Consider the following 21,278-nt stretch of genomic DNA (forward strand, 5'->3'; position numbering starts at 1 on the left):
GTTATCTAATGATAAAAGGTTTCGCTTTTCGCCGGGGTGTGTTGCTGGCGGCACTGTCGGTTCTGGCGTTTCAGGCAACGGCCGCAGAGAAAGTGACGCTGCAACTGAAGTGGTTGCCGCAGTCGCAATTCGCCGGTTATTACGTTGCACAGCAGAAAGGGTTCTACCAGGAAGAGGGGCTGGATGTCACCATTAAACCCGGCGGCACCGACATTTCCCCCGTACAGGTGATTGCCGGTAAATCGGCGGATGTGATCGTCGACTGGCTGCCGGATGCGCTGGCCTCGCGCGAAGCGGGCGTACCGCTGGTGAACATCGCCCAGGTGTACGATCGCTCCGGGATGATGCTGACCTGTAAAAAATCCACCGGCATCAAAACCCCGGCCGACCTGAAAGGGAAAACGCTTGGCGTCTGGTACGGCGGCAACGAGTACCCGTTCTTTAACTGGATGAACAAACTCGGCTTCAAACCCGGAAAAGATATCACCATCCTGAAACAGGGCTTCAATGTCGATCCGCTGTTGCAGGATCAGGCCGCCTGTATCTCCACCATGAACTACAACGAGTACTGGCAGTTGATCGATGCCGGGTTGAAACAGGAGGATTTAATCAGCTTCCCGTATGAAGACCAGGGCGTCTCCACGCTGGAAGATGGTCTGTATGTGCTGGGTTCCGAGCTGAAAGATCCGGCGTTCGTCAACAAAATGGCGAAGTTCCTGAAAGCCTCATTTAAGGGCTGGGACTATGCGGTGAAACACCCACAGGAAGCGGCGAAAATCGTTGTTGAGCAGGATGCATCCGGCGCGGCGACCGAAGAGGTGCAAACCCGCCAGATGGAAAACGTGGCGAAGCTCATCACCAATGCCGGCACAGCAAAAATCGGTTATCTCGATCCGGCAGCCTATCGCCGCACCATCGACGTGCTGCTGCACAGCGGCGGCGATACGCCAGTGATTAAGAAAGATCCCGGCGATGCCGGTATGACCCATACCGTCTGGGATGCGGCGGCAAAACTGAAATAATCCGTTCCGCCAGGGATGGCGGTCTATTGAAGGACGCACGTCATGAATGAAGTTCAGCCCGGTTACGTGGCAGACACCACGGAAAAGGGGCGCATCCGCCAGGATAACGAGGCCATTATTCTGCCCGCCGCGGAGCGCGTGTTCGCCCGTTTTGGTTTTCGCGGCGCAACCATGCAACAAATTGCGGATGCCGCTGCACTGCCGAAAGCCAATCTGCACTACTACTTCGGCAACAAGCAAAACCTCTATTTGCGGGTGCTGGAAAATATCCTTGATGACTGGCTCTCACCGCTGGAGGGGATCTGCGCCCAGGCCGATCCGAAAACCGCCATTGCCGGGTACGTCAGGCGGAAAATCAGCTTTAGCTTCAACCGCCCGGCCGCGTCAAAACTGTTTGCCAATGAGATCCTGCAGGGTGCTCCCGTAGTCCACCCGTTACTGAAAACAGACTTACGCCAGTTGGTGGCGGAGAAGGCGCGCATTCTGGATGGCTGGATAGCGCAAGGCCAACTGCGCGCGCTGGATACCACCCACTTCTTCTTTACCGTCTGGTCGATGACGCAAACCTACGCCGATTTCGATATCCAAATCGCCGCCGTCTCCGGTGAAGATCCGGCAAGCGAAGCCGCACAGGCACGCGCCACGGCGCACGTATTAAGCAGCGTCTGGCGGATGTGCGGTCTGGAATAATTCACGCCGTCTGACCGGACAAAAGGCCGGGCCCCCAGCAACAACCTTGCTGCCAAATGTAGCAAACATCGTCCAAAAATGGGCAATATGCACCAAAAAGTGACGATAGACAGAGTGCAACACGTCTCAACACACTGATTTTCCGGCTTCGCCAAAATGGCACACAAATAGCATGGTTATCCGGGAAAACTTAACCATCTGGTCAGGATTATTCAGGAGGCATGATGACTACACTCGATACGCCGGGGATCTGCTCTGGCCGACAGACGCCCGCGGAGTTCACCCAGGCCTTCGCCGACTGTACCCCGCCGCTCTCGCCCGTTCAGGCGGTGATTGAAGCCGAACGTTGCTACTACTGTTTTGACGCCCCCTGCACGCGCGCCTGCCCGGCGGAGATCGACGTGCCGAGCTTTATCCAGCGGATTGCGCAGGGTAACGATCGCGGTGCGGCGGAGGTGATCCTGCGGGCCAATGTCCTTGGCGGCACCTGCTCCCGCGTCTGCCCGACAGAAACACTCTGTGAGCAGGCTTGCGTGCGCAATGCGCAGGATGGCCGCCCATTGGATATTGCCCGGCTTCAGCGTCACGCCACCGACAGCTATTTCGCCGCACCCGGCAAGCCGCTGTTCAGTCGCGCCGCCAGCAGCGGTAAACGCGTTGCTATTGTCGGCGCAGGACCGGCCGGGCTGACCGTCGCCCACCACCTGACGCTGGCCGGACATGAGATAGATCTGTTCGATGCTCGCCCCAAAGCCGGTGGTCTTAACGAGTACGGTCTGGCGCGTTACAAAGTGACGGATGATTTTCCGGCGCAGGAAGTGGCCTGGCTGCTGTCAGTCGGCGGCATCACGCTGCACCCCGGTGTCCGCCTCGGGCAGCACATCACCTTGTCTCAGTTGCGTGATCGCTATGATGCGGTATTTCTCGGTCTCGGGCTGGCGGGTGTCAATGCGCTCGATGGCGACGCGCCAGAACCGCAAGGCGTACGCGAGGCGGTGGACTTTATTGCCGAACTGCGCCAGTGCGCGGATCTCAGCCAGCTCCCGATCGGCCGCAGCGTGGTGGTGATCGGCGGCGGTATGACCGCTGTGGATGCCGCCGTGCAGGCGAAAAAACTGGGTGCGCGTGAAGTCACGCTGGTCTACCGCCGGGGCGAAGCGGACATGAAAGCGTCCGACAAAGAGCAGCAGTGGGCCAGACAGTGCGGGGTTACGCTGCGTCACTGGGCAGCACCGCTGCGTTTTGAACAGGCTGAAAACCAGCTCACCGGTGTCACCTTCACGGTCACGCACCCCACGGCGCAAGGCGTGATCGCCAGCGGTGAAACCTTCACTCTCGCCGCCGATATGGCGCTGAAAGCCATCGGCCAGCACTACGATCCGCAGCCCACTTCAGGCATTCAACTTCTTCAGGGGCGCATTGCCACCGACGAAAGCGGTCGCACATCGCTGCCCGGCGTATGGGCGGGCGGCGACTGCTGCGCCGGTGGGCTGGATTTGACGGTGGATGCCGTTAAACAGGGCAAAGCCGCTGCCCGTTCGATTGCGCTGACGCTGGCTATTCCACAAAGCGACGCCGCTAACGCCACACTGTTTCAGGAGTCTTCCCATGGCTGATTTGCACAGCAATTTTCTCGGTATTCAGAGTCCTAACCCGTTCTGGCTGGCCTCTGCGCCGCCTACTGACAAAGAGTACAACGTGGAGCGCGCCTTCCAGGCCGGCTGGGGCGGCGTGGTCTGGAAAACCCTCGGGATCGATCCGCATGTGGTTAACGTCAGCGGGCCGCGTTACAGCACCCTGCGCGGCCACGATCGTCGCATCCTGGGGCTGAATAATATTGAGTTGATCACCGACCGCACACTGGACATCAACCTCGAAGAGATCACCCGCATCAAACAGCGCTGGCCCGATCGCGCCGTGGTGGTCTCCATCATGGTGCCCTGCGAAGAGGAGGCGTGGAAATGGATCCTGCCGCAGGTTGAAGCCACCGGCGCAGACGGCATTGAGCTGAATTTTGGTTGCCCGCACGGCATGAGCGAACGCGGGATGGGCGCAGCAGTAGGCCAGGTGCCGGAGTACATCGAGATGGTCACCCGCTGGTGCAAACACTATTGCCGTCTGCCGGTGATCGTCAAACTGACGCCCAATATCACCGATATTCGCTATCCGGCGCGGGCGGCGAAAGCCGGAGGCGCGGATGCGGTGTCGCTGATCAATACCATCAGTTCGGTCATGGGGGTCGATCTCGACCAGATGTTAATGACCCCGCACACCGGCAACCAGGGATCGCACGGCGGGTATTGCGGTCCGGCGGTCAAACCCATCGCACTGAATATGGTGTCGGAAATTGGCCGCGACGCCGCCACGCGCGGGCTGCCGATTTCCGGCATTGGCGGCATTTCCACCTGGCGCGATGCGGCAGAGTTTATTGCGCTGGGCTGCGGCACGGTGCAGGTCTGCACGGCGGTGATGGTGCACGGCTTCCAGATTGTGCGCGACATGATAAGCGGCCTGGAAAACTACATGGATGAGAAAGGGTTTCGCACGCTGGAGGATTTTCGCGGTATGGCGTTACCAAGCGTCACCGACTGGCGCTATCTGAACCTCAATCATGTCGATAAAGCGGTTATCGATCAGGACAGTTGCATCAAATGCGGGCGCTGCCATCTGGTGTGTGAGGACACCTCGCACCAGGCCATTTCGACGCAGAAGAATGGCGAGCGCCACTTTGAAGTGCGTGAGGAAGATTGTGTCGGCTGCAACCTCTGCGCCTCAATCTGCCCGGTGGAAAACTGCATCTCATTGCGTCACCTGCAACCTGGCGAAGTGGACAGCCGTACCGGCCATATCGTATCCGACCAGTATGCCAACTGGACAACCCATCCCAACAACCCGATGGCAACCACCGCGTAAAAGCGGGGTTAAGCGATAAGGAGACAAGAATGCGTAATCTGTTGATTAAAGGCGGCACGGTGGTCAATGCCGACCACCAGCGTCGGGCGGATGTGTTATGCGTTGACGGTATGGTGGCCGCGGTGGGCGATGCCTCACTCTGGGAACTGCCGGCAATGACCGAAACCGTCGATGCCGGAGGTCTGTATGTGATGCCCGGCGGCATTGACCCGCACACCCATATGAACTTCCCGTTTATGGGCACCACCACCGTGGATGACTTCTACAGCGGAACGGCCGCTGCGCTGGCGGGCGGCACCACGACGATTATCGATTTTGTGATCCCCAATCCACAGCAGCCGCTGATGGAGGCCTATCAGCAGTGGCGCGGCTGGGCGGAAAAAGCGGCCGCCGATTACAGCTTTCATGTCGCTATCACCTGGTGGGACGAGAGCGTGCGTCAGGATATGGGCACGCTGGTGCAGCAGGAAGGCGTAAACAGTTTTAAACACTTTATGGCCTATAAAAACGCCATCATGTGCGATGACGAAACGCTGATGAACAGCTTCCGCCGCTGCCTGGAACTGGGGGCTATGCCCACAGTGCATGCGGAAAACGGTGAAATGGTCTGGTTACTGCAACAGGAGATGCTGAAACAGGGGATCACCGGCCCGGAAGCGCACCCACTCTCACGCCCGCCGGAGGTGGAAGGAGAAGCCGCCAACCGCGCCATCACCGTCGCCAGTATTATGGGCGTCCCGATTTATGTGGTGCATGTTTCCTGCCGGGAATCCGCCGAAGCGATTGCCCGCGCACGTGGCCGCGGACAGCGGGTTTATGGCGAAGTACTGGCCGGGCATCTGGTGATCGACGACAGCGTATACCGTCACCCGGATTTTTCGTTTGCTGCCGCCCACGTGATGAGCCCACCGTTCCGCGATAAATCACACCAGGCTGCGCTATGGCACGGTTTGCAATCTGGCCAGTTACACACCACCGCCACCGACCACTGTACCTTCTGCGCCAGCCAAAAAGCCGCCGGTCTCGATAACTTCAGCAAGATCCCCAACGGCTGCGGCGGCGTGGAGGAGCGTATGGCCGTGCTGTGGGATGCCGGTGTCAATAGCGGTCGCCTGACCCCAAGCGAGTTTGTCGCCATCACCTCGGCCAATACCGCCCGGCTGTTCAATATCTACCCCCGCAAGGGATGTATTGCGCCGGGGGCGGATGCCGACCTGGTGCTGTGGGACCCGCAAGGCAGTAAAACACTGTCCGCCAGCAGCCACCATTCACGTAACGATTTCAATATATTTGAAGGCCGCGTGGTCACCGGCGTGCCTGCTTATACCATCAGCCAGGGCGTGGTGGTGTGGGCAGACGGCGAACTGCGCGCCCGCGAAGGGGCCGGACGCTATATCAAAAGGCCGCCCTTTGGCCCGGACTTCAGCGCCGCTGCAGCATGGGAGCGCCAGCGCGCCCCGCAGGCCGTAGCCCGTTAATCGATGTTAAGCGAGGAGGAAGACGATGAGCAGCGAAGTGATCTCCACAACACCCTATAAAACGGATACCCACGATCTCCGCATTAATGGCGAGCGCCTGTGGCAATCGCTGATGGATCTGGCGCAAATTGGCGCAACGCCGAAAGGCGGTTGTTGCCGCCTGACGCTGACCGATCTCGACAAACAGGGCCGCGATTTGGTCATCAGTTGGGGCAAGGCCGCCGGGCTGTCGGTTGAGATTGACCAAATCGGCAACGTCTTTATGCGCCGCCCCGGACGCAACAACGCCCTGCCGCCGATCGTGGCGGGCAGCCACATCGATACCCAACCAACGGGCGGGAAATTCGACGGCAACTTTGGCGTGTTATCCGCGCTGGAAGTGATCCGCACCCTTAACGATAACGCCATTGAAACAGAGGCACCGGTAGAAATGGTGTTCTGGACCAACGAAGAGGGATCGCGCTTTGTCCCGGTAATGATGGGCTCCGGCGTCTTTGCCGGGATCTTTCCGCTGGAGGTCGCCTATGCCGCAACAGATACCGAAGGTAAAACGGTCGAAGAGGAGTTGTTGCGGATTGGCTACGCCGGTGAGGCCCGACCGGGGCAACACCCGATTGGCGCGTATTTTGAGGCGCATATTGAACAGGGTCCGATTCTCGAAGATCAGGATATCGCCATCGGCGTGGTGCAGGCGGTACTGGGGATCCGCTGGTATGACTGTGTTGTTACCGGGATGGAGTCTCACGCCGGGCCGACCCCGATGGCAATGCGCCAGGATGCGCTGCAAGTCTCTACGCGCATCATGCAGGAGGTGATCGCCATCGCTAACGCTTCTGCACCACACGGGCGCGGTACGGTAGGCATGGTGCAGGTCCATCCCAACAGCCGTAACGTGGTGCCCGGCAGCGTGAAATTCTCCATTGATTTTCGCAATATGACCGATGCCGCGGTCGATGAGATGGATGCTGCCCTGAAAACCTTTATTCAGCAGCTTGCCGGGGAAACCGGGCTGAGCATAGAACTGAAGCTGGTATCGCACTACCCCGCCGCCCCCTTCCACCCAGAGTGTAAAGACGCGGTGCGCCGGGCAGCGCAGCAACTGGGCTATTCGCATATGGACATTGTTTCCGGCGCCGGGCATGACGCGGTGTATATGAGTATGCTGGCGCCCACCGGTATGATTTTCATTCCCTGCAAAGACGGCATCAGCCATAACGAGATTGAGTATTCGTCGCCGGAACAGGTCACCGCCGGGGCGAACGTTCTGCTCCATGCCATGCTGGAAAGTGCTGGCGTCGTCACCCGCTGAGATCCCCGCGTCACCACACCCTCACCCGGTTGCATGCAGCCGGGTTATTTTTTTGCGCACATTGTCAAAAGTTACCAAAAAACAGCGTAAATATGTATTATTCGCACCTGCGGAATTTGACTTAAATTCTTCAGAAGTTTACAAAAGATACTGCCTTCCCTAAGTCCGACTTGCGTCTTCGTTATTTTCGTCCAGGCTTCCATTTGACCCTGAATAAAAATAACGAAGGTTGACCGGTTCAGGTTAGCGCATTACCCGGGTTTTGAGATTTGCAGGCATCTGTGGAGTGGAATAGCGAATGTTCTCGTTTGTCGCCCGTCAGGCGATTTTTGATGAAAATATGAACACAGTCGGCTATGAGCTGTTGTTCAGAGATAGCATGACGAACCGGTTCCCTGACGTTACTCCGGAGTACGCGACTGCCCAAATCATTGTCGAGCAGTTTCTTGGCGCGCCATTGGGCCGCCTGAAAGAGTACAGCGCCATCTTTGTTAACTTTCCCTATGAGCTGCTGGTGCAGGGCATGGCGGAAACGCTGCCCAAAGATCGCGTAATTGTGGAAATTCTGGAAACCGCCGAACCCACGCCGCTGCTGCTGAGTACGGTGAAAAAGCTCTATGCCCACGGCTTTCGCATTGCGCTGGATGATTTTGAATTGGGCGAGACCTGGAATGCGTTTTTACCCTATGTCAGCATTATTAAATTCGACGTCCGGCTGAATACGCCCGAAGAGATTAGCGGTTATATCGCCAGCAAAGGCGAGCTGCTGAAAGACACGGTATTTCTGGCGGAAAAAGTGGAAACGCAGGAAGAGTATGAGTGTTACCGCAATATGGGCTGTACGTTGTTTCAGGGGCATTTTTTCAGTAAGCCGGTGATCCACTCCGCGAATAAACTGATTCAGAACCAGTCGATTACCTTAAGGCTGATGAAAGAGGTCAATGCGGACTCACCGGATTTCGGCAAAATCGAAGCGTTGCTCAAGCAGGATCTGGCGCTGTCGTTCAAAATTATGCGCTATGCGCAAAATATTGTCTTTAACGCCCGTGGGGTGAAAAATTTCCGCAGCCAGTCGCTAAAGGACATTATTTTTTATCTTGGCGCAAACGAGTTGCGTCGTTTTGTGCTGGTCTCCTGCCTGACCTCCGTCAACAAAGAAAAAACCGACGACATTTACCATCAAAGCCTGGTGCGGGCAAAGTTCTGCGAACTGGCGTCTGCACGCTCCGTCGGCCGTCACTCTTCCGATGACGCCTTCATCGTCGGGCTGTTTTCCCAACTCGATAGCATCTTTGAAATGCCGATGGCGGACCTGATCGGCCAGATAGACATTTCCGTGAGCGTAACGATGGCGCTGAAAGAGAAAAAAGGCCCGCTTTACCCCTACCTGCATCTGGTCGAGTTGTATGAAAACCACAAGTGGGAAGAGGTCAGCGCTCTGGGGCACCGCCTGGGATTCAACCGCAGCGTGGTGGCGGAACTGATCAAACTCGCCACCAGGTGGACCAACGATATCCCGACCAACGCCGCTTAATCACTGCGCCGGATAGCGCAGCGCATCAATCAGATGGGCAAAAGCGGCGGTGTGCTGCCGACGGCTCGGGTAATAGAGAAAATAGCCCTGAAAGGGTTCGCACCATGCCTCCAGCGCCGTCTCAAGTTGGCCTTGTGACAGCGCCCCGGCAACGCAATCTTCCGGCACCAGCGCCAGCCCCATACCGCTGATGGCGGCATCCACCCGTGATGCCAGGTTGTTAAACGTAAGCTGCCCCTCCACCCGCACGCGAAGGGGTTGCCCGTTTTTGGAAAATTCCCATGCATACAGTCCGCCAAGCGTGGGGAGCCGCATATTAATACAGTTGTGATGCTGCAATTCATGCGGGGTTTGCGGCTTACCGTGACGGGCGAAATAGCCCGGCGACCCGACCACCACCATGCGCCAGTCAGGGCCGATACGCACCGCCACCATATCTTTGGCCACCTGTTCGCCCAGCCTGATGCCAGCGTCAAAACGCCCGCTGACAATATCCGTAAGGGCATTGTCAATGGTGAATTCCACGTTGACGTCCGGGTAGGTGGTTAAAAAAGGTTTCAGCGCAGGCCACACCGTAGAATGAAGCGCGTGCTCACCGAGAGTAATGCGAATATTGCCCGCAACACGATCGCTGCGGTCGGTCAGCATAATCAGTTGTTCCTCAATCTCCTGAAACCGCGGACTGATGCTAGTGATTAACGCCTCCCCCGCGTCTGTGGGGGCAACGCTGCGAGTGGTGCGCGTCAGTAATCTGACCTGCAGGCGCTCCTCCAGACCGCGAATAGCATGGCTTAACGCCGACTGTGACACGCCTAATTTTGCGGCTGCACGGGTAAAGCTACGCTCCCGCGCCACCATAATTAAATAAAACAGATCGTTAAAATTATCTTTTAGCATGGCGGTCTCTTTTTCAGGCAACGGCAATACACTTTATGCTACACGCCAACTGGGATGAAATATATGTATAAAACTCACCAATCCGGGAATAAACCCGCTCGATCTATGAAATATTTAACGTTTTTTCAGGACGGCAGCCGCGTTTTGCCTCTTATTAATGAATGACGCTCATATCCTTAATTAATAAAACCGCTTAATCGTTGCGTTCACACCGTTATTATTGACTGCGGTGCGTTGACGATGATGCTGTCGAATTATCGATATCACCACATCAGTTTTCCCGGTATTTCTATCTCTTCCAGCCGATATTCAATCATTAAAATCCCCATGCAGCAGCGGCGGATATTTAGTAATTAAACATCCACGATATTCATTTAATTAAAGCCATCACCATCCTTGCAAATTTAATAGCACATTCTGCCAATAAAAACCGGGGAATTACCCCCGGAGAGCGGTACAAAGCGGGCAACATACAGCAAAAAAAAATGCAATGAGGTTAATAAAGCGCTTTCAAATTACCCGATCCACCTCACAAAGATATTAGCGATCTGTGCGCTTTAAATAAGTTCATAAAAATAACGCCGGGTATTTATCAATCTGTGCGAAAATCAATTTAAAGATTTACAGAACATAATTACAGGTGATAAACAATGCCATACAACATGAATTAGCCATGAACCATTTTCATAAATGGCGGCGTATTTCTGTTGCTATTAAAAAACAGTGGCAATCTCTAAGGGTTTATTAACATGAAAATTTCTCAACTGAGTCTGTTGATCTCTGCTGCCGTGCTGTGCTCGTCAGTGCAGGCCGCAGAAATATACAATAAAGACGGTAATAAGTTAGACTTATATGGTTTAGTCTCTGCTGAACATTATTTTTCTGATAATAGCAGCTGGAATGGAGACCAAACTTATATGCGTTTGGGCTTCCGTGGCGAAACGCAAATTAATGATCAATTAACGGGTTATGGCCAATGGCAGATGCATATTGATGCCAATAAATCCGAAGGCGACACCAATACACCACGCACCCGTTATGGGTTCGCCGGTTTAAAATTCGCCAATTATGGTTCCATCGATTATGGCCGTAACAAAGGTATTTTGTATGACTCACTGGGTTATACCGACATGCAGCCAGAATTCGACGGCATGACCTACGGCTCCGATCAGTTTATGTTCAGCCGCGGCAACGGCATGCTGACCTACCGCAATACCGACTTTTTCGGTCTGGTGGACGGCCTGAACTTCTCCCTGCAATATCAGGGTAAAAATGACGGTAATGGCGAATCCGGTGCCGGACGTAACGTACTGCGCCAGAATGGCGACGGTTATGGTATGTCGCTGGAATATAAAATTGGCGCAGGCGTCAGCGTCGTGGGTGCCATGACCAGTGCGAAACGCACGCAGGAACAGAATACCGCCACGAATATTCTGGGTGATGGCGATCGCGCCGAAGCCTATTCCGGCGCACTGAAATACGATGCCAATAATATTTATTTGGCAGCCATGTTTACTCAGGCATATAACGCCTCACGCTTTGGTAGCTCGTCCGATACCACCAGCGCTTATGGTTATGCTAACGAATCGCAGATTTTTGAAGCGTATGCCAGCTACCAGTTCGACTTTGGTCTCCAGCCTTTTGTCGCGTATAACGCACTAAAAGGTAAAAATATTGGTTCTAATTCCGCGGGTGCGAATTATGGCGATCAGGACATCGAAAAGTATGTTGATTTAGGTGCGACGTACTATTTCAACAAAAACTTCAATATGTTCGTTGATTATAAAATCAACCTGATTGACGACAGTACATTCACCCAGGCTGCGAGTATCAACACCGATGACGTTGTCGCTGTCGGTATGGTGTACCAGTTCTAAAAAACAGGCGGCGCAAGCCGCCTTTTTCTCGTGCATAGTTTCTGTTTATTCAAAGAATTGTTTAGTTTTGTTATCTGACAGCTTCGTTATTTTCACGTCAGAGAATTGTCAGCACCGGGGGGTAAAATGACTTCCGTCAGAGGCTGTTCTGGCCCGATTAAATAATGAGGTGGTAACAATGAAAAAAGTACATGCACAGGTTTTCGCAACACTGATGGTTATTTTCTCGACAGCGTCCTGGGCTGCCAGCGAAGTAACCACCGACACGGGTTTAACCGCAATTGGCAGCGTTTCCGTTGCTGGCGTCGACACCCTGCACGACGTGCAACATCAACTGGCGAAAAAGGCGGCTCAACAAGGCGCCAGCAGCTATAAAATCGTTTCCGCCGGTGGCGATGACAAATATTTCGGCGTGGCTGAGCTGTATAAATAACCGCCGGAAAAACGTGTAAAAAAAGGCCGTGACGCAACCCGTTACGGCCTTTTTGTTGACGGGCAAAACCTGATTATCGCCTTAGCCCAGCGACAGGGTAAAACCAAAGGTATTCATGCCATTCTGGCTGCTGGCGAACACATCCCCACGGTGCATATTGGCAACCGCTCTGACAATCGACAGCCCCAGCCCATGATGGGTATCGCTGTGCGTACGGGATGCATCCACACGGTAGAAACGCTCAAATAAGCGTTCCAGATGATCGCTGGCAATCGCCTCGCCGACGTTGGATACCGCCACCTGGGCATGGTGCTCGACACTGTTCAGCCGGACGATCACCGTACTGTCCGGCGGCGCATGGCGGGCGCTGTTTTCCAGCAGATTCGCCAGCGAACGGTGGAACAAGCGCCGATCGATAGAGGCCGTCACGTCCCCTTCGACCTGCACGCGCAGATTTTTCTCCGCAAATGAGGGTTCCACGTATTCGAAGGTTTTATAGGTCTCTTCCCGCAGGGAAACGGTCGTTAACTGGGTCGCATGCTCCCCGGCCTGCGCGTGCGACAAAAACAGCATGTCGTTAACAATCGAGGTCATGCGCTCCAGTTCTTCAAGATTGGATTCCAGCAAATCCTGTAGCTCGGCAACGGAACGCGGGCGCGACAGCCCCAGTTGCGTTTGCCCGATCAGATTGGTGAGTGGCGTACGCAGTTCGTGCGCGACATCGGCGTTAAAACTCTCCAGTTGCCGCCAGGCGACTTCCTGGCGCTCCAGCGCGCCGTTAAAGGAGACCGCCAGCGCTTGCAGTTCATCCGGCAGTGTGCGGGTTTGCAAGCGCTGCCCGTGATTTCCCGGGGCCAGGTGCTGCGCCTGTTCGCTCAGCATATTGACCGGTCGCATGCCGTTGCGGGCAATCAGATACCCGAGCAGGGCAATAAACATCACCCCAACAATGCTGATAATCACCAGCGTGCAGGTAAATTCATACAGCGTGCCCATATACGGCGTGGAGTCTATCGCCACCACATAGCGCAGCGCCGGGCGCTCACCGTTTGCCGGGATTTCACGCGAGTAAAGGAATAGCAGACAGGAGAGTTCCGTTTTACCGGGTGCGGTGCTAAAACCGTCTTTCAGCGATGCCCAGTTCACACCAGTTGGCGGCGGGCCGCCCATATCAAAGCGCGCGTCTTTACTCAACAGCCAGTATTTTACCCGCCCGCCTTCCGAGGTGGAGAGCGTGGTAAATTTCGCTTCCAGCGTCGGCCAGCCCTCAAGGTTGTGGCGATTTTCGATCCACGGCGTCATGAGCGACTCGCGAAACAACAATTCGTTGTGCATCTGGCTTTGCAGGGATTCATACAGCGAACTTCGCAGCACCACGCCGAAGGTGATGACCACAAAGACATAGGCCACGGAGAACAGTAACGCCATCCGCCCGGCAATCGATCGTTTTAGTACCGAGAAAGAGATCAACTTACTTTGCTCTCCTGGCGAGTTTCCAGTACATAGCCCATGCCGCGCACAGTGTGTAACAGTTTGATCGGGTATGGGTTATCGACTTTCGCGCGCAAGCGTTTGATCGCCACTTCAACCACGTTGGCGTCGCTGTCGAAATTCATGTCCCACACCTGTTCGGCAATCATCATCTTCGACAAGATTTCGCCCTGGTGGCGGGCCAGCAGGCTTAACAGCGCGTACTCTTTCGCTGTCAGTTCCAGCCGCTCGCCGCCGCGCGTTACGCGCCTGGCCAGCAAGTCGAGATGCAGATCGTGAATATGCAACTGGGTGATATCAGCGCCATCGCCGGGGCGACGACGCAACAGCGCCTGAATACGCGCCACCAGTTCAATCAGGGAGAACGGTTTGGGAAGGTAGTCGTCTGCGCCATGACGCAGCCCTTTGACCCGCTCTTCCACCGACCCTCGGGCGGAGAGCATTAACACCGGCGTCTGTTTACTGGCGCGCAGGCGTTCAAGGATCTGGTAGCCGTCCATACCGGGTAACATCACATCCAGCACGATGGCGTCGTAATCATATTCCAGCGCCATATGCAGCCCTTCGCCCCCGTGGGCCACCACATCCAGCGTGAACCCTTGTTCAGTTAACGCCCGATTGATATAGGAGGAGGTTTTCTCCTCGTCTTCAATTAACAGCAGCTTCATTTGCGTGCCTCCTTCAACGTTTCGGCACCTGCCGTAAGCACAACCTCTGGCATGATTCTAGCCCCTGCGGGCTGACAATTTGCTGACATTTTTTTCGTGTTTTAACACCAGCACATAAGCCGATGATTAATCACATATCGCGCGGTTCAGGGGGTTACTGCTGATGATGCCGCCGCCATACGCCGGGCGGCATGTGGTATTTGCGGGCAAACGTCCGGGTAAAGGTCTGCTGGGAGTCATAACCGTATTTCGTTGAGATAGTCATGATCGACGCTTCGCTGCTGATCAGTTCCTGTGCGGCGCTTTCCAGCTTCTTATTGCGAATATAGATGCCTAACGGCACCTGCATCACTTGCTGGAAAAGGCGTTGCAGGTGCCATTTTGAATAGCCCGATCGCGTGGCGACGTCGCCAATACGTAGTGGTCGGTCGAGGTTGTCATCAATCCACTGCTGGATCTCATGTATGACTGCGTGTTGCATACCCATGAATGAAGCCTCCTTTCAAAAGGAGCTTCCACCTTAACGCAGGGATACTTACTCAAAAGTGACGCGAAAATGATAATTTTGTCAGAATTGTTAAACCTACGCGACACGCTGGTCGCGCAGGTCCAGGGAGATCAGGCATCCGCCAGCGCGGAGACCAGCCGGGTATGTTCATGACGGGGCGGCGTGCCGTCGGTTTCCCGTAGATCGGTGCGAAACACGCTCATCAGTTCGACCAGATGCTGCGACTGATCGCGCAGATTGTCTACCGCCAGGGTAGATGCCCCCACCAGCGCTGCGTTTTGCTGGGTCACTTTATCCAGTTGGGCAATGGCGTCGTTCACCTGCCCCACGCCCAGTTCCTGCTCCTGGGTGGTGGTACCAATCTGGTTGATCATTTCCGCCACCTGGTGCGACTGCCGCACCAGCTCGCCAATGGTTTCGCCCGCGTTATTCACCAGCGCGGAACCGTTGTCCACCCGTTCAAGACTGGCCTGAATAAGCCCTTTGATCTCTTTAGCCGCCGTGGCGGAGCGCTGCGCCAGCGAGCGCACTTCCCCAGCGACGACCGCAAAACCGCGTCCGTGTTCCCCTGCGCGCGCAGCTTCAACGGCGGCATTCAGCGCCAGAATGTTGGTCTGAAAAGTAATGCCGTCGATAACCGCAATGATTTCGCTGATTTTGCGCGCACTGTCGCTGATCTCTTCCATGGTGTGAACAATGTCCGTAATCGCGTCACCGCCTTTGGCGGCAATTGCGCTGGCGGCGGTGGCCTGCTGGTTTGTGCTGCGTACCGTGTCTGCATTCTGGCGAATGGTCTGCCCGATTTGCTCCATTGAGGCTGCCGTCTGTTGCAGGCTGGCCGCCTGCTGTTCGGTGCGCTGGCTGAGGTCAGCGCTGCCCAACGCGACACCGCTGGCGCCGTCGGAGATCAGTTCGCTGCTTTCCCGAACCTCGGTAACAATGCGGCTCAGGCTCTGGCGCATTTCCTCCATACCGGCGAGCAGACTGCGGCTATCCCCTGGCGCCAGCGTCACACGGGCGGCCAGATTACCTTCGGCAATGTCACGCACCACGCGCAACGCATAGGCCGGTTCCCCGCCAAGCTGCCGTTTAATGTAGCGGGTGGCAAACCAGGCAATTGCCACGCCCAGCAGCGCTGCAACCGCTGCGCAGACCAGCAACAGATCGCCGGATGTCCGGGCGCTGCCCGTGGTGGCGGTCGCTGCCGAGGTGGTGCTGGCCTGCTGGCGGGCGATCATGGCTGTGATGTCATCAAATAAGCGCGCTTGCGCTGGCTGGAGTTTGTCCACCGCCATGGATTGCGAATCCAGCATCTGGCCGTTTTTCGCCATACTGACGGTCTGGCGCACCAGAGCCACGTACTCCGTCTGGCGCTGTTTGACCTGCTCCAGCCTCTGCTGTAGCTCAGCGCCCTGAATCGTTTGCTGCAACTGCGCCATCAACGCCTCAATCCGCGTGATGGATGCGACGGTCACTTTCTCTTCCACGTCCTGCTTGTCGGCGTCATCCTGAAACACCATGATAAATGTCGCTTTGGTGGCGTTGTTGAGCGTATCTTTCAGCTCCTGCATCGCCAGCAGGTTAGTCAGATGGTATTTCTCGTAATACTCAATATGCTGGCTGGTATTTAACAACGCGCTGCGACCAAAAAAGGCGACCAGAAAACTAATAATAATGATGGCGGCAAATCCGGTGCCCAATAGCGCACCGAGAGAGATGGGTTTCATGGTTGGCATATATCCCTCGTATTATTTCATCTGTTCCCCAACGAAGAGCGTTCAGGCTGTGCTGATTCACTATACGAAGCCCAAACCTGCGCGGAAAATATGAAATAGCGATGGGTTAGCGCTCAGCAAACATGAAAAGTGAGCACCGAAAAAGATTAACGCACAGACAATATAAAAGAACGAGGGGAGCGCGCCGCCAGCAATCGCTCCTCTGAAATGCAGGAAAAGAGGGGCGTTGCGCTGGCCTCTTTTCCTGTCGTGCTAGATTTTTTTCGCCTTTGCAGCCCAGGCTTCCGGGAATGCGGACGAACAGACGGCGGGATCGACCACCAGAATATCGACATCCACCAGTCCGAATGTCACAAACGGATCGCGGTGTATCTCTTTTTCCAGTGCGGTCAGCTCATTTGCAAAGGCCAGAATAAACCCGCCTTGTTTATTCTGTAGCGGCCCGGCAAAAATGACGTTGCCCTTTTTGATCATCTCCGCCAGCCAGATTTTGTGCGCATCCAGATGATGGCCTAATGCCTCGGGATCGCTGCCATATTTCAGGGTGATGGCATATAACATGATGGCATCCTCAGCAGTTATTGTGGCGACAGGGCGGCGATAACCGAATCAACAGAAGCAAAAGCATCTTCAATATGTTGACGCTTCACCTCTTCCCCTTTGGACATCCCTTCCGCCCGGATATAAAAGAGATCCTTAATGCCGAGGAAGGCAAAAAAGCCTTGCAGGTATTTCTCGTGAAAATCCAGGGCGGAAAAAGGCGGCTGTAAGTAAAACCCTCCGCGGGCCGAAACAATAATGATCTGTTTTCCCCCCGCCAACCCTACCGGCCCGGCGGAGGTGTATTGAAAGGTTTTCCCCGGCTGGGCGATGCGGTCTAACCATGCCTTTAACTGGGTGGAAACGGAGAAGTTATACATTGGCGCACCAATAATAATCAGCTCGCTGGCCAGAAACTCATCCACCAGCGCTTGCGAGACCTGATGTTCGGGCAGCGCCTGCGGTGAGTCTGCACCGCCAACCGGGCGGAACCCTGCGGCAATGTCCGCAGTTAAGTGCGTAATGGGCTGATGCACCACATCGCGATAGGTCACTTCCGCATTGGGGTATTGTTCTTTTATTTTCTTCACGGTTTCGGCGGAAAGACGGCGGGTAACGGAATCCTCCGCCAGAATGCTTGAGTCGATATGCAGGATCTTCATGATGTTCTCCGGTTATACATTCAGTCATGTTTATTTGAAGGATTGCGCAGCAGCATCAATAAAATCCGCCACGGCATCGGGGTGAGAAATCATCGACAGATGCGAAGAGTAAAGTCGCGAGACGCGGGCCTGCATATGCTGCGCAATCTGCGTCTGTACCGGGGTCGCTAATGCGTGATCATTTTCCGTAATCAGATACCAGGAGGGCTTATTTTCCCAGGCGGCATGGCTGACCGTTCCCTGAAAGGCGGCTACATTGATGGGCTGCTGCACCGCCGCCAGTTCGCGCGCTTTCGCTAACGGAATATCGCCCGCCATCACCGTGTGGAATTGTTGCGGATCGTCTAACCAGACCCAGCCATTGGCATCGGGGGTTAAACCGCGCATCGGCGCATTAAGCCTGTCGAGCAAGCCGTTAACCGACTCCCCGCTCGCCGGTGCTAACGCTGATAAATAGACCAGCCCGCGCACGTTGCGGCTATTGCCCGCCTGGCTTATCACTGCGCCTGCCCATGAGTGCCCCACCAGCAAGACGTTGCCCGACTGGCGATCCAGCACGCGTTCAGTCGCCCGGACGTCATCCTCAAGGGAGGTTAACGGGTTTTGCACCACCGCCACGTGGTAACCCCTACCCTGTAACCGCTGAACAACCTCTGACCAGCCTGAGCCATCGGCAAACGCGCCGTGCACCAGAACGATATTTTTAATCACTGCCGCCTCCACCACACCTGAAACCGCGCCCAGTAACGCCGCACAAGACAGCATGGCCCTTCCCCAACCGCGTAAACGATGCCACATACCCGCCCCCGACCTGTTCTGGTCACGTTATCAACAAGATGACGCTATTTTATGCACGGCGAAAAGCTGTGGTAAGATGGCTAACTTGACATTAAACAGGCAAAACCCGCCAAATTCAGGACAACAGCCATGCAGATTGCCATTATCGCAACGGAGGGCAGCATGATGTCTGCGGTGACCGGACTGGCGGATATGTTCTGGATCACCAACCAGTCGCTGCCCGCCGGGGAGGGCGATTTTCCACGCCCGCGCTTCGACACCGCCATTGTCAGCGCTGACGGCATGCCGGTGCGCGATGCGCAAGGCCGTACGATTCCGGTGGATCACGCATTTGCCAGCGTGCCCGCCCCCGACATCGTCCTCGCATGCGGTATGGCGCTGGGGGCGGACAGGCTTCCCGCCAGCCCCATCAACACAGCGGCCGACTGGTTGCGTGAGCAGTACCGGCGGGGGGCGCTTATCGGCGGTGCCTGCGCCGGGGGATATATGTTGGGTGAAGCGGGTTTACTGGATGGCAAAGCCTGCGCCACCACCTGGTGGCTGTATCCCACCTTCCGCCAGCGTTACCCGCGCGCGAAAATGGTCTGGGGAAAGCCGCTGATTGAAGATGGCAATATCATTACCACGGGCGGGCCGTTATCCTGGGCCGATCTGGCGCTGCACATTATTCGTCGCCAGGCGGGAAAAGAGGCGGCGCGTATTGCCGCCGATATGGCCGTCGCCGACAGTCAGCCCCTCTCACAGCAGCTCTATGCGCCGCGCGGCTTTCTTAACGCCATCGACCCGATGCTGTTGCGGGCGGAACAACTGATTCGCTATGACAATCCGGCCATCACGGTGGAGCAACTCGCCAGCGCACTGAACCTGAGCCCACGCACGCTGCACCGCAAGCTGGCCGGATTAACGCAGGAAAGCCCCCGGCATTTTATTACCCGCGTTCGCATTGAGTCCGCCTGTTTGTTGCTGGAAAACCCCACCGCCAATATTCGGCATATCGCTGCGGCGTGCGGTTACAGCGAGGATACGGCGTTCAGAAAAGCATTCGTCCAGCTTATGGGCATGACGCCCGCACAATATAAAAGATGGGTGGTCAGCAGAAACGGCACGCAGCCGCGTGTTGACCCGCAGGAGGAACAATAAAAAAAGGCAGACGTCGGTCTGCCAACGGTAATCCCTGGTGGGATAAAAGAGCGCATAAACCTACCTGCCTCATCGCCTTTTACGGTGTGGTCGAGGTTGTGGTGGTGGTACTGGTGTTTGTCGAGGTGGTGCTGCCATCGTTGCCTCCCCCCATCGACAATAAAAGCACACCGGCAACGCCCACGACGATCGCCGTGCCGGTTAATGCGGAACTGCCAATCGCAATGTCCGACGCCTGACTTCCGGCGGCGGTGCCTTTTTCTGCCGGCGCTGCGTAACAAATTTCAGTAAGCGTTAAAGTGAAAAGTAAAATAATGCATTTTACAGGTATCATAATGCTCGCCTCACTTTTTTATTAATTTCGTAATTACTCTAAAACGGTATTCCCGAAGCGGATCGCAAATTAAGACATTCCTTGACAATATGAAAACAATTGGGAGATTCCTCAGTTTCTTTCACAACTGGAGGGTATTTCACAATTTGTCACAAAATGAAATTTAAGAATATCCTCAGTTAACAACTTTTAAACGATATGATACAGATCAAAGAAGAAAGATAAGAACGCCAAAAATAGCCGTTAAAAAGGCAACTTATAAATTACACAGGCAAATTTCCAGACGCTCCGGGAGGGTGTAACATGGAAAGAAAAATAGACGTCATATTATGCAAAATAAATTGCTCATACACGAAGAAAGGTATTATTCAACTCGCCAAAGAGATACGACACGGCAGCGGTTTACAGGTGGCTATTAACTTTACCGCCCCTTATTCCAGTCGGTATATTCTGGCTGTCACTAAAGGCCACTTTACACCGTTTACGCTGGTTAATTCCCCCGTGATAGTGATACCAGATAAAATACCGGTAGAGGTATTACTGGATATACTTACTGAGTTTATATATGGCCGCTTAAGTCGCCATGTTAAAACGGTCCGACTTGGCCGTCAGGAAGTCGCAATACTGAAAGAGATGATTTTTGAGAAAAGTGATGATGACATATCCAACCTGTTAAAAATCAACAAAAAAACCGTTTCCTCACACAAGGATAATATCAAAAAGAAAATCTCTGCCAATTCAAAAATTGATATTTTTTATGCTTTCAGCATCTTTTCTTTTGGAGATTGTGAGCTGTCTTCAATCGACGATGAAACACGCTATACGCAGTCCGGTTTTTTCCCAGAAAATAAATATAAGATGGTATCCTGAATTTTTAATCTAACGTGTACGGGAATTAACATTTCTTATACATCGGGCCTCGTCTATTGCTGTCATGATTTGGCACAAGAAATGTAATGACCGATATTTCACTCAACAGCAGGAACAACATTAAGGCATCAGCAAGCAGATTGCTGATGCCTTTGCTGTTCTGACCAACAATGTTAAATTCACATGTGCTTTTTATGTCCGTTAACAAACCACGTGAATTTATAATCATCAACTCTTTTTCCGCAACCGTCGATCGCCTCCCATTTCTCTGGCGCGTAGCATTTGCGTATGCTTATAAAAAGAACAAACAATTAAAACTAATAACATGCCAATCCAAATAAAGCCCATCATAATTATTTTGCAAGTCCAGGTTGCTGT

General features: G+C 54.6%; 20 protein-coding genes. 11 read left to right on the plus strand and 9 right to left on the minus strand.

Annotated elements, in window-relative coordinates:
• The first annotated feature begins 8 nt into the window (after positions 1–8).
• From ACQ3G7_RS05240 to ACQ3G7_RS05270, 7 genes are all read left to right on the plus strand, one after another.
• Positions 9–1,022, plus strand: coding sequence for an ABC transporter substrate-binding protein (locus tag ACQ3G7_RS05240; RefSeq protein WP_430889090.1), 1,014 nt, complete (start codon positions 9–11; stop codon positions 1,020–1,022).
• A gap of 42 nt (positions 1,023–1,064) precedes the next feature.
• The gene (locus ACQ3G7_RS05245; protein ID WP_430889091.1) at positions 1,065–1,712 is read left to right on the plus strand and encodes a TetR family transcriptional regulator C-terminal domain-containing protein; all 648 of its coding nucleotides are present in this window, start codon (positions 1,065–1,067) and stop codon (positions 1,710–1,712) included.
• A gap of 221 nt (positions 1,713–1,933) precedes the next feature.
• Positions 1,934–3,328 carry an NAD(P)-dependent oxidoreductase gene (locus ACQ3G7_RS05250; protein WP_430889092.1) on the plus strand — a complete coding sequence of 465 codons (1,395 nt, stop codon included), beginning with the start codon at positions 1,934–1,936 and terminating at the stop codon, positions 3,326–3,328.
• Positions 3,321–4,625, plus strand: coding sequence for an NAD-dependent dihydropyrimidine dehydrogenase subunit PreA (gene preA, locus ACQ3G7_RS05255; RefSeq protein ID WP_430889093.1), 1,305 nt, complete (start codon positions 3,321–3,323; stop codon positions 4,623–4,625). Before ACQ3G7_RS05250 ends, preA begins: the two co-directional genes overlap by 8 nt.
• Before the next feature lie 29 nt (positions 4,626–4,654).
• Positions 4,655–6,103 (plus strand): dihydropyrimidinase, encoded by a 1,449-nt coding sequence (gene hydA / locus ACQ3G7_RS05260; RefSeq protein WP_430889094.1) that lies wholly within the window; start codon positions 4,655–4,657, stop codon positions 6,101–6,103.
• 25 nt (positions 6,104–6,128) lie between these two features.
• Positions 6,129–7,412, plus strand: coding sequence for a Zn-dependent hydrolase (locus tag ACQ3G7_RS05265; protein WP_430889095.1), 1,284 nt, complete (start codon positions 6,129–6,131; stop codon positions 7,410–7,412).
• Positions 7,413–7,710: 298 nt separating this feature from the next.
• Positions 7,711–8,946, plus strand: a complete 1,236-nt coding sequence (locus tag ACQ3G7_RS05270; protein WP_430889096.1) for an EAL and HDOD domain-containing protein — start codon at positions 7,711–7,713, stop codon at positions 8,944–8,946.
• Here the strand turns inward: ACQ3G7_RS05270 and ACQ3G7_RS05275 are convergent, their stop codons facing one another.
• Positions 8,947–9,843, minus strand: a complete 897-nt coding sequence (locus ACQ3G7_RS05275; protein WP_430889097.1) for a LysR family transcriptional regulator — start codon at positions 9,841–9,843, stop codon at positions 8,947–8,949.
• A gap of 749 nt (positions 9,844–10,592) precedes the next feature.
• Between ACQ3G7_RS05275 and ompC the strand changes: the two genes are divergently transcribed.
• Both ompC and ACQ3G7_RS05285 read left to right on the plus strand, forming a co-directional pair.
• Positions 10,593–11,720 carry a porin OmpC gene (ompC, locus tag ACQ3G7_RS05280; protein WP_430889098.1) on the plus strand — a complete coding sequence of 376 codons (1,128 nt, stop codon included), beginning with the start codon at positions 10,593–10,595 and terminating at the stop codon, positions 11,718–11,720.
• A 178-nt stretch (positions 11,721–11,898) separates the two neighbouring features.
• The gene (locus ACQ3G7_RS05285) at positions 11,899–12,153 is read left to right on the plus strand and encodes a YdgH/BhsA/McbA family protein (RefSeq protein ID WP_430889099.1); all 255 of its coding nucleotides are present in this window, start codon (positions 11,899–11,901) and stop codon (positions 12,151–12,153) included.
• Positions 12,154–12,234: 81 nt separating this feature from the next.
• Here the strand turns inward: ACQ3G7_RS05285 and ACQ3G7_RS05290 are convergent, their stop codons facing one another.
• From ACQ3G7_RS05290 to ACQ3G7_RS05320, 7 genes are all read right to left on the minus strand, one after another.
• Complete coding sequence (locus ACQ3G7_RS05290; RefSeq protein ID WP_430889100.1) at positions 12,235–13,623, minus strand: heavy metal sensor histidine kinase; 1,389 nt, start codon at positions 13,621–13,623, stop codon at positions 12,235–12,237.
• Positions 13,620–14,312: a heavy metal response regulator transcription factor gene (locus tag ACQ3G7_RS05295; protein ID WP_263097647.1), complete on the minus strand. Its 693-nt coding sequence runs from the start codon at positions 14,310–14,312 to the stop codon at positions 13,620–13,622. Before ACQ3G7_RS05295 ends, ACQ3G7_RS05290 begins: the two co-directional genes overlap by 4 nt.
• Positions 14,313–14,466: 154 nt before the next feature.
• The gene (locus ACQ3G7_RS05300; RefSeq protein ID WP_263097648.1) at positions 14,467–14,799 is read right to left on the minus strand and encodes a helix-turn-helix domain-containing protein; all 333 of its coding nucleotides are present in this window, start codon (positions 14,797–14,799) and stop codon (positions 14,467–14,469) included.
• Positions 14,800–14,930: 131 nt separating this feature from the next.
• The gene (locus ACQ3G7_RS05305) at positions 14,931–16,547 is read right to left on the minus strand and encodes a methyl-accepting chemotaxis protein (protein ID WP_430889101.1); all 1,617 of its coding nucleotides are present in this window, start codon (positions 16,545–16,547) and stop codon (positions 14,931–14,933) included.
• Positions 16,548–16,808: 261 nt separating this feature from the next.
• On the minus strand, positions 16,809–17,117 hold the full coding sequence (locus ACQ3G7_RS05310) for a YciI family protein (protein WP_263097650.1): 309 nt from the start codon (positions 17,115–17,117) through the stop codon (positions 16,809–16,811).
• Between the two features lie 17 nt (positions 17,118–17,134).
• Positions 17,135–17,758, minus strand: coding sequence for an FMN-dependent NADH-azoreductase (locus ACQ3G7_RS05315; protein WP_430889102.1), 624 nt, complete (start codon positions 17,756–17,758; stop codon positions 17,135–17,137).
• Positions 17,759–17,788: 30 nt separating this feature from the next.
• Positions 17,789–18,556: an alpha/beta hydrolase gene (locus ACQ3G7_RS05320; RefSeq protein ID WP_430889103.1), complete on the minus strand. Its 768-nt coding sequence runs from the start codon at positions 18,554–18,556 to the stop codon at positions 17,789–17,791.
• A gap of 129 nt (positions 18,557–18,685) precedes the next feature.
• Between ACQ3G7_RS05320 and ACQ3G7_RS05325 the strand changes: the two genes are divergently transcribed.
• Positions 18,686–19,696 (plus strand): GlxA family transcriptional regulator, encoded by a 1,011-nt coding sequence (locus tag ACQ3G7_RS05325; protein ID WP_430889104.1) that lies wholly within the window; start codon positions 18,686–18,688, stop codon positions 19,694–19,696.
• A gap of 79 nt (positions 19,697–19,775) precedes the next feature.
• Here ACQ3G7_RS05325 and yjbE read toward each other — a convergent pair whose 3' ends face one another.
• Positions 19,776–20,030 carry an exopolysaccharide production protein YjbE gene (yjbE, locus tag ACQ3G7_RS05330; protein ID WP_430889105.1) on the minus strand — a complete coding sequence of 85 codons (255 nt, stop codon included), beginning with the start codon at positions 20,028–20,030 and terminating at the stop codon, positions 19,776–19,778.
• A gap of 303 nt (positions 20,031–20,333) precedes the next feature.
• Here yjbE and ACQ3G7_RS05335 point away from each other — a divergent pair, with 303 nt between their 5' ends.
• Positions 20,334–20,900, plus strand: a complete 567-nt coding sequence (locus tag ACQ3G7_RS05335; protein WP_430889106.1) for a LuxR C-terminal-related transcriptional regulator — start codon at positions 20,334–20,336, stop codon at positions 20,898–20,900.
• Positions 20,901–21,278: the final 378 nt, after the last annotated feature.

This window comes from Kosakonia sp. N21, assembly GCF_050587465.1.
Lineage (GTDB): Bacteria > Pseudomonadota > Gammaproteobacteria > Enterobacterales > Enterobacteriaceae.